Source organism: Vibrio toranzoniae (assembly GCF_024347655.1).
GTDB lineage: Bacteria > Pseudomonadota > Gammaproteobacteria > Enterobacterales > Vibrionaceae > Vibrio > Vibrio toranzoniae.
Genome location: NZ_AP025514.1, coordinates 719940 through 734696 on the forward strand (window position 1 = coordinate 719940; position 14757 = coordinate 734696).

The following is a 14757-nucleotide window of genomic DNA, read 5'->3' on the forward strand; positions in this document are numbered from 1 at the left end:
TTATATAAACTTGCTTAAGAGCGTATATACAGCATTGCTTGCCAAGATGTTTGTTAAGCGAATGTAATCATTAGCTTAGCAAACATTGAGGAAATTAGTATGTGATAAGTATTTGAAAAAATGAAATAAATTAAATTTGGAGCTGGATTAGTACCGAACAAGTTGGTTTGTACCGCGTTGTTTTGCTTTATTTAACGTTTTATTTAGCCTCTCTAATACTTCTTCAGGTGTATCTGACTCTTTAAATTGAGTACTTGCTGCACACAAAGTAATAGTGATCTGCTGGTCTCGGAATTTAAATGGTAGGCGACTAACTTGAGTTTGGATATTTTGAATCAATTGATGGCAGTATTCATCGCTTTGCTCTGGTAGCAATAAGATAAACTCTTCACCAGAAAAACGAGCTACGGTATCGGTAGTCCCCGTTTCTTTGGTGATGGTTCTTGCGATGACTTTGAGTGCTTTGTCACCAGCCATATAGCCAAAACTATCGTTAATGGCTTTGAAGTTATCGATGTCCAGCAGTACCACTTGTAGTGCATGTTGTGCGCGAATCCAACGGCGATATTCAAGCTCTAAGCGATCGGTAAAGGCCGTTCGATTGTAGACTTTAGTCAGAGGATCAAGCAGCATTCGCTGAGCCTGATCTTCCAAACGTTTTCGGTAATCCTGAGTCACCTCATAGAGAGAGTCTAACTGAGTTTTTCCGTAACTCATTCTCTCTATCAGAGCTTGTTCTTTCTGCTCTGCGTGATTAAGCCTTTCTGAAAGGGAGGCGATTTCACGAAGCAACGGGTTTATCGACTGCTTTAAATTATCAATGTCCGTAGCTTTATCAACAGAATTCAGGCTCTTAGTTACAAGATGGTTTAACTCAGAATTTAGACCTTGGCGGTGTTCAAAGTAGCTTTGGCTTTGGTCTGCATTTTGGTCTGCTGTTTTGATACTGGAAGCGAGTGATGTGTTGAGTTGCTCGATAAATTGCTCAGATTTTTTTCGTTCTAAGTTGGTGCCTTCGATAACCTGTTTGAGGATCTGAAGTGTTAGTTCAAGTAGGTTTTGTACTGAAACACCAAGTAGCAACCTCGCTCGAATATCGGTAAGCAGATCGCCTGATTCACCTTCGAAGTCGAGTTCAGTGATCAGATGTTGTAACTCTGTCGATAAATCGGAAAGTAATTCTTGCTCGGGCGTTTGTGTAGCTTCGGCAAAATGAGTCGGTGAGTTATTTGCCATAATCTTTATGGCACGTTCATAAATGCCGAGGAGTTTCATGGCATGATCGACTTTCTGGCTGCCATTGCATTCTGAGAAACTCAGTAAGTTACGTAGGTCGCGTTTTAGCTGAGCGGGAAGTCCAGTTATACGTTGTAACGTCTCACCACTGTGCTTAATACTATCGTCTAGATACCCGTTCTGTTTATCCATAGCCAACGTTTTCTGCTTAAGCATCCTCTCTAAGACTGCCAACTTTGGGATCATTGAGCTAATGTCTTTTTGATTTTCTAACTCTTCTCTAAGAGCAATGAGGTTTTCATCTAAATGACTGTTACTACCAATACACGCCTTACTCAAAGATGTGACAATACGCTTTAGAACTTTCTGCTCTCTCATAAACTTGAACGAGGTGTCTCTTTGCGTCAAACGAACTTGCTCTAACTGAAACTTCAGTTGGTGGAGTTGCGCCTGAATGTCTTTTTCAAGAATGCCCATAGATGTATTAATTAGCGCCGCGTAGATCGGTCATGATCATGTAGTGAAGTTCCGTTGCATCAATAATAACAAAACTAAAAATAAGGTCACGACTTACCAGTATTAACCGCTCGCAAATCAGTCATCTTTTAGCATTTTTTTGATGTTGTCCTCATTCTGGTACGACGATTGTATTTTAATTAACCCTTGATTTATCGCATGTTTACACGCTTCTCTTATGTTACCAGTTGCAAGGCTAGCTGCGGGAGCATTATCGATAGCTTTTAGGTATACCCATTGGCTACTGCGCTCTTTTAAGCTGATTTCACGTGCTAGGTTAGTCGACATTAATAGTACATCTAGCAGTTCTTGGTCATTTATTGCGGTATAAGCACGTGGTAAGAACGGGTAGTCAGCGATGCCCATACGGACAATTCGATTGATGTTACGCTCTGGCTCAAAGTTATTAACCCAAGATTGAATCTTCATGAATATTGCTTCTGGTGATAAATCACGGTCTGAGTTTGGTTCAATATAAAGCAGGTTTGAATCAGAAAAGTGGTAGACGCGAGCCGGACCTTCAAGCTTCGATTTAAGGAACTCACCGAAAGCATTTTCTAGTTCTAAGCCTGCTTTATAACCATTCTGTGTGTACATGTTCCGTAGGAAAGGTAAATCAATCATCACGAAGCGTAAACGATCGTTCAGTGGTTCATAAATCAATTCACCCAGTTGCCATTGTTCGAAGGTATGACTGGTTTGTTCTAAGGCGTTAGACAGTTTCGCATTGAGCATTCTTAAATTTGGAAGCTTCGAGCGTGAGTGCGTAAAGAGGTCTGTACGAAGTGAGTCCACTTCCTTGGCTAAGGTTTGGATCAGGTAACCTCTACGAAGCACAAAGAAGAACAGAATAATACTGAACAAGAAGAGGGCAAACGATATTTTCTGGAACTTACGATGCTCCAATTTGAATTTATCTAGCTCCTGCTCTTGGCCTGCATAGTGCAGGGTCTGTTCTGCAAACTCTTTCTGTTGGCGGAATGCATCTTCACCAACACGGTTGAGTTGTTGCTGCTCTAAAGAGACAAGACTATTGTATTGCTTGAGGTTTGCTAAGGCTTGTTGAGGGCGACCTGCTTGCTCATAACCTAAAGAGAGCAAGTAGTATGAGCGTTGTGACAAGTGCATGTTCTCTACTTGGCGCGAGATCTCGAGTGCACGCGTTGCATGTTTGATCACATCTTCGCTCTCTTGTAGGTGGTAAGCCAATCCAGCCGAGAGTAGGGCAGCGCGACCTTCCAGGTTTGGAATGTCGGTGTATTCTAACAGTTCAAGGGCACGGGTTAGGTACTGCTCTGCAAGAGGGTAGTTATAAAGACGTAAGTAGGTTGCCGATAAACTTAGACGAATATCAATGACTTGGTAGATATCTCGCTCGGTACTCTCGTGATCAAGGACATTAAAAAAATGCACGAGAGCCAGGTTATATTTACCTTGCAAGAAGTATACATCCCCCATTTGATTAAGCACTTGTGCCAACACCGGTGAGTTTTCAAAGTTGTCATAGAAGTCAGCGGCTTGAGAAAGGTGTTCTAATGCCTTATCTAGTACTTGGCGTTCAAAGAAAAGCTGTGCAAGTAGGCGGTTTACTTTGGCTAAGCGTGCGCTTAGGTTTCCTTCTACTGATTTCCAGTAGCCATACAGCAATTCTGATAGTGCGTGGTTATATTCCTTGTGAGTTAGATAAAACTCTCCGACTGCGATGTGGTAGTCGATGGTAACCTTTTCAGAATAGCGCTGATCTAGATAGGCTTTTGCTTCTTGGTAGAACTTCTCAGCTTCGTCGATTTTGTTGTCGTACGAGGCTATATCGGCTTTCAGCATGATCAAACGATAGGTGATGCCTTCTGCTAAGAGTAACGTTTTATTTTCCGACTCTAGGTTCGCTTCGATGCTAGTAAGTTCAGCTTTCGCTTTGGCTGATTCTCTATCACTGAGCCAGAGTAACTTAACTTTTAAGATTTGAAGATCCAGTTTGAGGTACTCAAGTTTATAGGTTTTTGCGAGCCCAGACGCCTTGTCTATGTGCTGAATAGCAGTAAGACTGTTACCAAGGTTGTACTCTGCTTTTGCTAAGATCTTATAGGCATCGATACTGCTATTTGGTGTTCTAATCGAAGAATCTGTTTCTTCACGAGAAATCGCAGAAGGGCTTTTTTCGCGTTGATCTGAAAGGACACGTAGCGTTAGGTAGCTGTTAGCCATTTTTTTTGCTTGATTTGGCTCGATCTCAACCAAGTTATTGGCTTCATTGAGCAGCGCTGACGAATAGATCGATGCATTAACCGATGTACTTAAGCTTAAAATAAATAGACTAACAACGTATAACCAACGCATTTCAATGTCCCTTTAATAATTAGTTAGGTTCAAGTAAGTGTGGGTGGTTCACGCCTGATTATTGGCGTGCCATACGTTTATTGTGGCTTGGTCTATCTTGCTCAGTTGAACGATATGGGTTGATATCTAGGCCGCCACGACGTGTGTAACGTGCAAACACAGTTAGCTTCGAGGGTTCGCAGTGTTTCATAATATCAGTAAAAATACGCTCAACACATTGTTCGTGGAATTCGTTGTGCTCACGGAAAGAAACTAAATAGCGTAGCAGTGCTTCACGGTCAATTTGCTTACCTGAATACTCGATCTCAACGCTACCCCAATCGGGCTGATTGGTGATTAAACAGTTCGACTTCAATAGGTGGCTGTGCAGTGTTTCGTTGACCTCTTGCTCGCCAGTAGAACCTTCAAGCAATGAGGCTTCGAAATCATAGCTGGTGATCTTGATGTCTTGGTTGTCGATACAGTCACCTTTCATCGTTACGATAGGCTGGTTAGTGTAGTCGGTGACTGAGTTTACATTCACAGTCACCGTCTCGCCTGCACATGCTGACAAATCTTGAGTTAGACGCTCTGTCACTTGATCCCAGTTTTCGAATTGAGTCTGGTTGTAGCTGTTTAAGTACAGCTTGAAAGATTTTGATTCAATTAAATTTGGACTCGTTGCTGGGATGAAAACTTCACCTACGGCCACTTGTGGTAGGCCATTGCTATTTAGCCACGAAAGCTCGTACATCGTCCAAATATCATGACCAACAAAAGGCAACTCACCGTTTAGCGCAAGATCATCACGATTAAGGCTACGAGGTACTGGTTGCAATAAACTTGCATCGTATTGGTTAGCGTACTCAGTTTTTTGGCCTAGGGTTAAACCCGTTAGCTCTTTTGCGTCAGAATATTTGCTCATACTTTCGTTTCAAATTCGATTAGAATGGGGTCGATTTTACTGAATCCCCATAACCCTGTCATTAAGTCATCGCTTAATCGGCACGGAAAGGGTTCGGATTCTATTTATTATTTTGTGTTTAGGAGATTTTCATGACTCAACGTGCTCAAGACGCACTACTTTCTTTTAGTCAGCGATACGTTGACGAGTGGCAACAGCAACACCAAAGTTTACCTCGCAATGAGGAGTTGGTGGACGTGGTATCGCCATGCGTAGAAGAAAAGAGCGGCGACGCCGTGTTATGGAAGCACTATCCACGTGAGCAATTCGCGGATTTCACCAACGTTGAAACCGGCATTGAATTGACGTTACATGAAGACATCAAAACTTTCTACGGTTCGCAATACAGTGCGGATATGAATGCGACCTTTGACGGTAATGAACTGACTTTATTACAGATTTGGAGTGACGAAGATTTCGAATGCCTACAAGAAAATATCTTAGGCCACCTAGTGACTCAGCGTCGCTTAAAGCTAAAACCTACGGTTTTTATCGCTGCGACCGATGCTGAACTGGATGTTATCTCTATTTGTAACCTAACGGGTAATGTGATTCTAGAGCGCTTAGGCACTAAAAATCGTGATGTATTAGCCGAGACATTAGCAGCGTTTTTAGCAAAGTTACAACCAGCGGTATAAATAGATGTACGTACTAGAACTTCAATTTGAGTGTTTTGATAACACAACGGTAAGTGCAGTCGATAAGGCTGTTAATGGCTTAATGGATGCACTTCGTTATAACGGACAAGTATTGGGGCGTGAATTCCCAATCGTGATGGGTGACGGCGAATTTTATGTTCGCGTTGTCTGCCCAGAACAAGATAGTTTACACCCACGTAACCATTCAGACTTCGTAAAAGTGTGTTTTGAGCGCTTGTCTAACGCGAGCTTGCTTGCGCCTAAAATGCGCTTGCTTGGTCGAGATCTTAACTCTGAAGAAGTGGCTGAAGACGAAGCGCCTAGCTGGCAGGTGCTTTACACGACGTTCGTTCATACCTGCTCACCGTTGCGTAGTGGCGATAGCTTATTACCGATCCCTTTGTACCGTAACCCGTCAACCTTCAATGGTGACCATAAAGCGGTGTTGAAATGGCAGACTGAATGGCAAGCTTGTGATGAAGTCCAAATGGGCGGGGGTTGCCGTGCTGAACATGCAACGCTGACCGAGATCAGTGATACCAAAAGCGTATTATTTAAACGTGGTTGGGGCTTAAGAGGGCGCATCGAATATCTGACTAAGATCCCAACTTACTACTACTTATACCGTGTGGGTGGCGTCAGCTTAAAGGCTGAAAAAGAGCGTAAGTGTCCGCAATGTGGTGGCGAGTGGCTGCTAGATGCACCGATCCACGATATTTTCTATTTCAAGTGTGATGACTGCCGTTTGGTATCAAACATCTCTTGGGATCATCTTAAGTAATCCATAAGCCTAATTAGCGATTCAAGGTATCGAAGTGTTAATCAATACTTCGATACCTATTTCTCAGTTTTCTCCCTGTTAGCTTCTCGTCTGTTTCTCTTTCCCGCTCTCTTTCTTTGACCTCCATATTGAGTATTAATCAGTATTGGCTTTTGCCAATATTGTCGAACCTATTTCGCCCTTAAATGCACACATTCTGTGCTGTATGTCTCTCTCTGTATCCCTCAAATATTCACCGGAATAATCCAACACTCATCAATTTTTCGCTACCTCAATAGTTAACCTGATCACAATAATCAATCAGTTCTCTTTCAATTTATATTCTGCTCAATATAAATGGGATCGGTCCCATGGGAATGTTCCCATTTGTAAAAAAATAACGCAATTCTAGATCTGAAAGGAATGGACGATGAAACTGTTACCTATTGCTGCTGCACTCTCTACTGCTTTACTTGCACCTAATTTATACGCTGATGAAACCACGCCATTGGAGTTTAATGGCTACATGCGCGGCGGCGTTGGCCTGAGTAATGAAGGTGGTTCAAATAGTAAATGGGAAGTGAGTAAAGTTGGACGACTCGGCAACGAAAATGACCTGTATGGCGAGTTTGGTTTTAGAAAAGAGGTGTATGCCGAGGACGACGTTTCATTTTTAGTTGATTCCATGTTGTCGTACTGGCAAGGCCAAGATGAGAACGCGGCGGATAAAAGCGTGGATGTAGTTCAACTCAATGTTCAAGCGGTAGGGCTTTTTGAAGATAAAGACATTGGTATTTGGGCCGGTGAGCGCTACTACCAACGCCATGATGTACACATCGTTGATAACTACTATTGGGATGTAAGCGGTATTGGTGCGGGTGTTGAACACATCAATATGGGACCAGGTAAATTATCGGTGGCTTTGATTCAAGACACAGTGACAGGCGATGTGTTTGATGGCAAAGAAACCACAGCCATGATTGCTGATATACGCTATGCGGGTATTCCATTGTGGAACAATGCGGATCTTGAGGTCGGCATTGATATGAACTTCGCCAATGAAAAGCAGGGGCAAACAGTGGACGCGGATGACAGCGTAATGCTGACAGCCAGCCTAAATCAAAACCTTACTGGTGGCTTCAACAAAACCATTTTTCAAGTGGCTAACTCTGGTTATGCCGAACAGATGACAACCTTTGGTACAGGTAAGGGGATCGTTCGTGATGCAAACAATAACGATGCGGATGGCTTCCGATTGATTAACTGGGGTGTGCTTGCTATCGGTGAGAACATCGAGTTTGGCCACACGGTTCGTTATGCGGCGTCAACGGGCGTTGGTGCAAATAACAGTGATGATGAGTCGTTCAGTGCAGTAATCCGCCCGCTTTATAAGTGGGACAAACGTATGCGTACCATCCTTGAAATTGGCGGTTTTGTTGAAACTATTGATAACCAAGATGGCGCGGGTGGCAAGTTTACCGTCGCTCAGGCTTGGGTACCGCAAGTGGGTTTTTGGTCACGTCCTGAATTCCGTATCTTTGCGACTTACCTAAATGATGCTGAAAATGACAATGCTTTCGGTGAAGGTAAAAACAGTGAAATGAGTGTCGGTATGCAAGTGGAAGCTTGGTGGTAAGCCGAGTCTTTCTCGTGAGTTGTCATTAATAAAAAGGGCTGACGCTAAGTCAGCCCTTTTGGGTCTTTGTATAGTGAGGTGCTAAGTGTCGGTAATTACCAACCTTTAACTAAACCACCTTGGAAAATATCATAAGCAGCTTTGTACACTTCTTCAGTTTGGTAAGCCTTTACGAAGTTTTGTACATTTTCCGCATTTAGGTTCTCTTCACGAGAAACAATTAGGTTTACGTATGGTGAGTCTTTGTCTTCAACGAATACACCATCTTTTTCTGGAGTTAGGTTGATTGAGCTTGCGTAAGTTGTATTGATGATAGATAGAGTTACGTCATCCAGAGAGCGCGGTAGCTGCGCAGCGTCTAGTTCAACAATCGTTAGGTTTTTAGGATTGCTAACTATGTCACGCACTGTCGCGAGAAGACCGGCATCTTCGCTAAGCTCAAGCAGACCTTGTTGCTCAAGAAGCAGGAGAGAGCGACCTAGGTTTGTTGGATCGTTTGGTACTGCGATACGAGCACCATCTTGAATGTCGTTTACTGATTTCACTTCTTTTGAGTAGCCAGCAATTGGATAAACAAAGGTGTTACCAGCGATAGTCAGTTTGTAACCACGATCGGCAACTTGTTGTTCTAGGTATGGTGCGTGTTGAAATGCATTGATGTCGATAGAACCGTCATCTAGCGCTGCGTTTGGTGTTACATAATCAGTAAAAGTCACTAACTCAACATCCAAGCCGTATTGCTCTTTCGCTACTTTCGCTGCAACTTCAGCAACTTGTGCTTCAGCCCCTGCAATTACGCCGACTTTGATTTTTGAAGTGTCGACTTCTTTATCGCCACAACCTGCTAGTACTAGCGCTGAAGCTGCTGCTGCGATAGTAAGTAAACCTTTAAGGTTAAATTTCATAATAATCTCCTTTTAATAAATCTATTTAATTTGGTTCAGACGACTCTTGGTTTTAGATAGTTTGCGTTTAAACGCTGAGTCTTTATCTGTGGTCAACGCGGCGAACTAATGAATCACCGATTGATTGAATAATTTGTACTAGCACAATCAACATCACTACCGTCACAGCCATGATGGTGACATCGTAGCGGTGGAATCCGTAACGAATGGCAACATCACCCAGGCCGCCGCCGCCCACAGTACCTGCCATTGCTGAGTAGCTCACCAGCGTTACTAGCGTGATGGTGACTGAGTTGATGATCGTCGGTAGTGCTTCAGGAAGCAGAACCTTATTGATGATTTGTGTTGGTGTTGCGCCCATTGATTGAGCCGCTTCCACTAGACCTGTTGGCACTTCAAGTAATGCACTTTCGATAAGTCGAGCCACGAATGGGATAGCGCCAATCGTCAGTGGAACAATTGCAGCGGTTGTACCGATGAAGGTACCAATCAGCATCTTAGTCAGTGGGATAATCGCCACCATCAGCACTAAGAAAGGCACTGAACGACCCACGTTCACAATCGCGCCTAGAATCTTGTTTACTTTGGTGTTCTCTAACAGACCACCTTTTTTAGTCGTGTGTAGAATCACGCCTAATGGGATACCGACAGCAAAACCCACAATGCCAGCAACAGCAACCATGTACAGCGTTTCGCCTGTTGCGCCTAATAGAAGGTTACCGTTCAGGCTGATCCAGTCAGCAATCTCGTTGAAACTAAAGGACATAACCAAGCACCTCTACTTTTACATTGTTGTCGCGTAGGAATTGGATAGCAGCATTATCATCGGCTTCATTACCGAACAGTTCAGCGACCATCATGCCGAACTTTACACCGCCGGCGTAATCAAGATCAGAGCTTAATATACTGACATCGATATTAAATTTGCGTGCAATCTGCGTCATCAGCGGAGCATCAACCGTTGCGCCCGTAAACTCAAGGCGTACCAGTGGATAGCTGCTGTTTACACGAGTCTCTTGCAGTCGCGCTTGGTAATCTTCAGGAATCGTCAGATCCAGCGTTGAACGAATAAATTGATGCGCCAGTTCTGTTTTAGGGTGTGCGAATATGTCACCCACAGTCCCTTTTTCTACAAGCTCGCCGCCACCAATGATGGCGACTTCGTGACAGATGTTTTTAACCACATCCATTTCGTGAGTAATCAATAGAATCGTGATGCTTAGCTTACGGTTGATTTTTCGTAGCAGCTCAAGAATAGATTGAGTGGTTGCTGGATCCAGAGCACTGGTTGCTTCATCACAAAGCAGTACTTTTGGGTCTGACGCTAATGCACGAGCAATCGCGACACGTTGCTTTTGACCACCACTTAAATTCGCTGGATAAGTATCACGTTTGTCCGCAAGGCCAACAAGATCAAGTAACTCACTCACTTTCGCTTCAATAGCCGCTTTATCTCTACCAGCAAGCTCTAAAGGCAGTGCTACATTGTTAAATACGGTACGAGAAGACAATAGGTTGAAGTGCTGGAAGATCATACCTATGTTACGGCGCGCTTCGCTTAGTTCAGATTTGCTGAGTTTTGTTAGGTCGATACCGTCAACAATCACTTCACCTGAAGTCGGGGCTTCTAACATGTTTACACAACGGATCAGGGTGCTTTTACCTGCACCTGAAGAGCCGATGACTCCGAAGATTTGACCTTGAGGTATGTGGAGGTTGATATCAATTAAGGCATTGATTTCTTTAGTGCCTTGATAAAAAACCTTATTGACTTGATTCACTTTAATCATAGAGAAACCCGTGCAGATAGAACAGAATAATATGTCGATAGCTCGCTCGATTTACAGACGATGCTATGGTGTTCTATGATCTAAGTCAATAGATATTTTTACGTCTAGACGGCTAAACGTAAGAGGTGTTATTTAAGTTGGAAACCGTTTTTTAACAAGTGCAGAAATAAATAGATAGTGATGAAGCAAATAAAGCGTGTAATAATTAATGATTAATAGAGCGTTGATAGAGAACTGAATTTTGTCTAAACCTGCTGTTTTTTTAGATCGTGATGGTGTGATTAACGTTGATCACGGCTACGTACATGATGAGCATGACTTTGAATACATCGACGGTGTGTTTGAAGCGGCTAAAGCGTTTAAAGATATGGGCTATTTATTGGTGCTAGTGACTAACCAGTCAGGCATTGCTCGTGGCATGTTTAGCGAAGACCGTTTTCTTTCTCTGACGCAGTGGATGGATTGGAACTTTGTTGATAATGGTGTCGAACTCGATGGCATCTATTACTGTCCTCACCACGCTGAACACGGCATTGGGGATTACAAACAAGATTGTGAATGTCGTAAACCAAAGCCAGGCATGTTCATTTCTGCTCGTGACTTTCTGAAAATTGATATGGCTAATTCAGTCATGATCGGCGATAAAGCTGAAGACATGATGGCAGCAGAGGCGGCAGGAGTTGGCACTAAAGTATTGGTGAGAACCGGTAAGCCCATTACTGAAAAGGGTGAAGCGCTAGCTAGCGTAGTACTTGATAGCATTAAAGACGTACCTGCTTTCTTAAAAGGCTAAGCGTTTATTTGCCACATAAGGTATTTACCTATGACTAGGCACTTAATTATCAATAAGGGTTTTCTAACTTGAGACTAAACTAAGTGTTATTGATCATATAAAGATGAGGAACGAAGTATGAAAGCTATGTTGGTAGCATCTCTATGTACGGTAGCATTGGTCGGGTGCTCTAAGTCAGCGGCCCCCGATAGTGAAGCATCGAATAATCAATTCATGACTTATCAATGTGAGTCGGATGTTTCGTTTGACGTCGCTTACCTTGATAATGAAAAAGCGGTACTTCGTTTGCCTGATAATGAATATCGTCTGACTCAAGTACCGGCAGGTTCAGGAACCAAATACATCCTAGACGATGGTACTGCAGAGGTAATGAACAGCATCACTTTGCGTACTAAAGGTGACAATGCACGTCTCGAACTTGGTCGTGTTGTGTATCGAAATTGCAATAAGTAAGTCATAGTAAGAACTGCTAGGATTTACAAACAGTTAAGTGAGGGTGTCTACCCTCACTTTTTCTTCTCTTCCTTTTAACGTTAGACTTTTTATGAGCAAAAAACTCACTATTCTCGATATTGCTAAGCTGTCCGGTGTTGGTAAGTCAACCGTATCTCGCGTCCTGACCAATGATCCTAAAGTGAAACCTGAAACCCGTGAAAGGGTGGAAAGAGTAATTCAAGAATCTGGGTACACGCCTTCAAAGTCTGCGCAATCAATGCGTGGTGGCAGTCAAAAAGTCATCGGCGTGATCATCTCTCGTTTAGATTCTCCCTCTGAAAACAAAGCCGTTAGCACTATGCTAACTGAGTTGTATCGAGCGGATTACGACGTGGTGATCATGGAAAGCCAACTTGATAGGGACAAAGCCAACGAGCATCTTCAGGTTCTTAAGCGTCGCAATGTAGATGGCATCATTGTGTTTGGCTTTACGGACTGTGACATTCCAGCGATCGAAGCGTGGGGACACAAAGCCGTGGTTATTGCTCTGGATACCGAGAACGTAACGTCGATTAACTATGATAACCAACAAGTGATCAATAGTGCGTTAACGCATCTATCGGATCAGGGGATCTCTGATGTTGGCTTCATTGGCGTTGATCCTAGCGACAAATCAACCGGTGAGCTTCGTCTTAAGGCCTACCTAGATTGGTGTGAAGTTACAGGCTCGATCGCCAACTATCGTACTGGTCAACTTCATCATGAAAGCGCTTATCAGCTGGTGGATGAGATACTGACTCCTGCGACTCAAGCGATTGTGTGTGCCAGTGACACATTGGCTCTTGGCGTGATCAAACGTCTACAAGAGCGACAACGCGAAGATGTAGTTGTGACAGGCGTTGGTGGCAACACTTTGCTCTCTTTTTTGTTTCCTCGTGTATTTAGCATTGATCCTGGCTATCAATCTGCAGGAAAATTGGCAGCTAATCTATTGATCTCTCAGCTTTTAGGTAATTCCGAGATCTCTCACCACACCCAATCTCCTATTTTATAATCCACTCAATTAAGCGAAATTGAACCGCTTAGATTAAAATTAGAGTGTGATCTCTTTCAATTAATGGGACTGTTCCCATTTTAATTTATCATTCATGCGGGCATTATAATAATCGTATTTGGGAATGTTCCCATGATTCTAAATCCTGAGTGATTATCGCTGCATGGTTTAGATGAGTAATTGAATGAAACCAGGGTGGGGTAGTATGAGTAAGATAGCGAAGCAAGACGTTGCGCGTCTTATCGAGTTAGTCGGTGGCAAAGAAAATATTGCGAGTGTCAGCCATTGTTTGACTCGACTGCGTTTTGTATTGAACGATACAGAACAAGCGAACAAAGCAGAACTAGAAAAGCTTAAACTGGTAAAAGGCTGCTTTACGAACGCAGGTCAATTCCAAGTCGTGATTGGCACAGAGGTTGATGAAGTGTACGCACTTCTGATTGAGCAAACGGGTAAAGAGGCGTCATCAAAAGATGAGTCGAAGCTTGCTGCTCGTCAGAACATGAACTTTCTTGAGCGTGGTATCTCCCATTTAGCCGAAATTTTCGTACCACTGTTGCCTGCCATCATTACGGGTGGTCTGATTCTTGGTTTCCGTAATGTGATTGGCGACATTCGCATGTTCGACGGAAAAACCCTCGTTGAAATCAGCCAATTTTGGGCAACCGTTCACTCTTTCTTGTGGCTGATTGGTGAAGCGATTTTCTTCTTCCTACCGGTTGGTGTGTGTTGGGCGACGGTTAAGAAGCTTGGCGGAACCCCTATTTTAGGTATCACGCTCGGTGTGACCTTGGTTTCCCCACAATTGATGAACGCTTACATGATAGGTAAATCGGTACCTGAGGTGTGGGACTTTGGTTTGTTCGTGATTGAGAAAGTTGGTTATCAGGCACAGGTGATCCCTGCGATGTTAGCGGGCGTGGCTCTGGCGTTCATTGAGACCAACCTTAAGCGTATTGTACCTTCTTATCTGTACCTTGTTGTCGTGCCATTTGTATCGATTATTTTGTCTGTGATTCTAGCGCACGCTTTCATTGGCCCATTTGGCCGTATGTTAGGCGATGGCGTGGCATTCGCGGCTAAAGCGGCAATGACGGGTGATTTTGCGATTCTTGGTTCAGTGGTCTTTGGCTTCCTATACGCACCTTTGGTTATTACAGGTATTCACCACACAACCAACGCCGTTGACCTACAACTGATGCAAGACTTGGGCGGCACACCAATCTGGCCTTTGATTGCGCTATCAAATATCGCACAAGCTTCAGCGGTGGTTGGCATCATCATCTTAAGCAAACGCGAAGGTGAACGAGATATCTCGGTTCCAGCTGCAATCTCTGCCTACTTAGGTGTGACAGAGCCTGCGATGTACGGCATCAACCTTAAATACAAATTCCCAATGCTGAGCGCGATGATCGGCAGTGCCGCAGCGGCTGCAATCTGTGGTAGTGCCGGTGTGATGGCGAATGGTATCGGTGTTGGTGGTTTGCCGGGCATCTTATCGATTCAACCGCAATATTGGTCTGTTTACTTAATTGCGATGCTGGTGGCGATTGTACTACCCGTCACATTAACACTGTTCTTCTATAAACGAGCACAGATGAAAGGCGAGCTAGAAACCGCCAACGCGTAATGCATTAAATAAGCGATGACTCCAAAGTGAGCCATCGCTTTTTCTCTTAGTTGTAACGGCTATTCGACCATGATTCACATGGTG

At 43.6% G+C, this 14757-nt stretch carries 13 protein-coding genes; 7 read left to right on the forward strand and 6 right to left on the reverse strand.

Going from position 1 to position 14757, the window contains the following annotated elements; translation table 11 throughout:
• Positions 1-147: 147 nt before the first annotated feature.
• From OCU50_RS03190 to queF, 3 genes are all read right to left on the reverse strand, one after another.
• A complete protein-coding gene (locus OCU50_RS03190) occupies positions 148-1713 on the reverse strand; it encodes a GGDEF domain-containing protein (protein ID WP_060468358.1) in 1566 nt (521 codons plus the stop codon).
• Positions 1714-1830: 117 nt separating this feature from the next.
• On the reverse strand, positions 1831-4089 hold the full coding sequence (locus tag OCU50_RS03195) for a tetratricopeptide repeat protein (protein ID WP_060468357.1): 2259 nt from the start codon (positions 4087-4089) through the stop codon (positions 1831-1833).
• A 58-nt stretch (positions 4090-4147) separates the two neighbouring features.
• Positions 4148-4993: an NADPH-dependent 7-cyano-7-deazaguanine reductase QueF gene (gene queF / locus OCU50_RS03200; RefSeq protein ID WP_060468356.1), complete on the reverse strand. Its 846-nt coding sequence runs from the start codon at positions 4991-4993 to the stop codon at positions 4148-4150.
• 131 nt (positions 4994-5124) lie between these two features.
• Between queF and syd the strand changes: the two genes are divergently transcribed.
• From syd to OCU50_RS03215, 3 genes are all read left to right on the forward strand, one after another.
• Entirely contained in the window at positions 5125-5670 is a 546-nt protein-coding gene (gene syd / locus OCU50_RS03205) for a SecY-interacting protein (RefSeq protein ID WP_060468355.1), read from the forward strand.
• Positions 5671-5674: 4 nt separating this feature from the next.
• A complete protein-coding gene (locus OCU50_RS03210; protein WP_060468354.1) occupies positions 5675-6451 on the forward strand; it encodes a Zn-ribbon-containing protein in 777 nt (258 codons plus the stop codon).
• Positions 6452-6860: 409 nt separating this feature from the next.
• Positions 6861-8066: a carbohydrate porin gene (locus tag OCU50_RS03215; protein WP_060468353.1), complete on the forward strand. Its 1206-nt coding sequence runs from the start codon at positions 6861-6863 to the stop codon at positions 8064-8066.
• A gap of 95 nt (positions 8067-8161) precedes the next feature.
• Here OCU50_RS03215 and metQ read toward each other — a convergent pair whose 3' ends face one another.
• The 3 genes from metQ to metN all read right to left on the reverse strand — a co-directional run bounded on the left by metQ (position 8162) and on the right by metN (position 10761).
• Positions 8162-8971, reverse strand: coding sequence for a methionine ABC transporter substrate-binding lipoprotein MetQ (metQ, locus tag OCU50_RS03220; protein ID WP_060468352.1), 810 nt, complete (start codon positions 8969-8971; stop codon positions 8162-8164).
• Positions 8972-9053: 82 nt separating this feature from the next.
• On the reverse strand, positions 9054-9737 hold the full coding sequence (locus tag OCU50_RS03225) for a methionine ABC transporter permease (RefSeq protein WP_017060764.1): 684 nt from the start codon (positions 9735-9737) through the stop codon (positions 9054-9056).
• A complete protein-coding gene (gene metN / locus OCU50_RS03230; RefSeq protein ID WP_017056277.1) occupies positions 9727-10761 on the reverse strand; it encodes a methionine ABC transporter ATP-binding protein MetN in 1035 nt (344 codons plus the stop codon). Before metN ends, OCU50_RS03225 begins: the two co-directional genes overlap by 11 nt.
• A gap of 241 nt (positions 10762-11002) precedes the next feature.
• Between metN and gmhB the strand changes: the two genes are divergently transcribed.
• The 4 genes from gmhB to treB all read left to right on the forward strand — a co-directional run bounded on the left by gmhB (position 11003) and on the right by treB (position 14673).
• Positions 11003-11554: a D-glycero-beta-D-manno-heptose 1,7-bisphosphate 7-phosphatase gene (gene gmhB, locus OCU50_RS03235; RefSeq protein WP_060468351.1), complete on the forward strand. Its 552-nt coding sequence runs from the start codon at positions 11003-11005 to the stop codon at positions 11552-11554.
• A 117-nt stretch (positions 11555-11671) separates the two neighbouring features.
• Positions 11672-12007, forward strand: coding sequence for an MliC family protein (locus OCU50_RS03240; RefSeq protein ID WP_060468350.1), 336 nt, complete (start codon positions 11672-11674; stop codon positions 12005-12007).
• 91 nt (positions 12008-12098) lie between these two features.
• The gene (treR, locus tag OCU50_RS03245) at positions 12099-13043 is read left to right on the forward strand and encodes a trehalose operon repressor TreR (RefSeq protein ID WP_060468349.1); all 945 of its coding nucleotides are present in this window, start codon (positions 12099-12101) and stop codon (positions 13041-13043) included.
• 205 nt (positions 13044-13248) lie between these two features.
• Positions 13249-14673 (forward strand): PTS trehalose transporter subunit IIBC, encoded by a 1425-nt coding sequence (gene treB / locus OCU50_RS03250; protein ID WP_048661201.1) that lies wholly within the window; start codon positions 13249-13251, stop codon positions 14671-14673.
• The last annotated feature ends 84 nt before the right edge of the window (positions 14674-14757 follow it).

What these genes read in the sequence shown, in the direction of transcription:
- OCU50_RS03195 (WP_060468357.1), bottom strand. Translation starts at nt 4,089, where the DNA reads ATGCGTTGGTTATACGTTGTTAGTCTATTTATTTTAAGCTTAAGTACA.
- syd (WP_060468355.1), top strand. Translation starts at nt 5,125, where the DNA reads ATGACTCAACGTGCTCAAGACGCACTACTTTCTTTTAGTCAGCGATAC.
- OCU50_RS03190 (WP_060468358.1), bottom strand. Translation starts at nt 1,713, where the DNA reads ATGGGCATTCTTGAAAAAGACATTCAGGCGCAACTCCACCAACTGAAG.
- metN (WP_017056277.1), bottom strand. Translation starts at nt 10,761, where the DNA reads ATGATTAAAGTGAATCAAGTCAATAAGGTTTTTTATCAAGGCACTAAA.
- OCU50_RS03240 (WP_060468350.1), top strand. Translation starts at nt 11,672, where the DNA reads ATGAAAGCTATGTTGGTAGCATCTCTATGTACGGTAGCATTGGTCGGG.
- OCU50_RS03215 (WP_060468353.1), top strand. Translation starts at nt 6,861, where the DNA reads ATGAAACTGTTACCTATTGCTGCTGCACTCTCTACTGCTTTACTTGCA.
- treB (WP_048661201.1), top strand. Translation starts at nt 13,249, where the DNA reads ATGAGTAAGATAGCGAAGCAAGACGTTGCGCGTCTTATCGAGTTAGTC.
- metQ (WP_060468352.1), bottom strand. Translation starts at nt 8,971, where the DNA reads ATGAAATTTAACCTTAAAGGTTTACTTACTATCGCAGCAGCAGCTTCA.
- OCU50_RS03225 (WP_017060764.1), bottom strand. Translation starts at nt 9,737, where the DNA reads ATGTCCTTTAGTTTCAACGAGATTGCTGACTGGATCAGCCTGAACGGT.
- treR (WP_060468349.1), top strand. Translation starts at nt 12,099, where the DNA reads ATGAGCAAAAAACTCACTATTCTCGATATTGCTAAGCTGTCCGGTGTT.
- OCU50_RS03210 (WP_060468354.1), top strand. Translation starts at nt 5,675, where the DNA reads ATGTACGTACTAGAACTTCAATTTGAGTGTTTTGATAACACAACGGTA.
- queF (WP_060468356.1), bottom strand. Translation starts at nt 4,993, where the DNA reads ATGAGCAAATATTCTGACGCAAAAGAGCTAACGGGTTTAACCCTAGGC.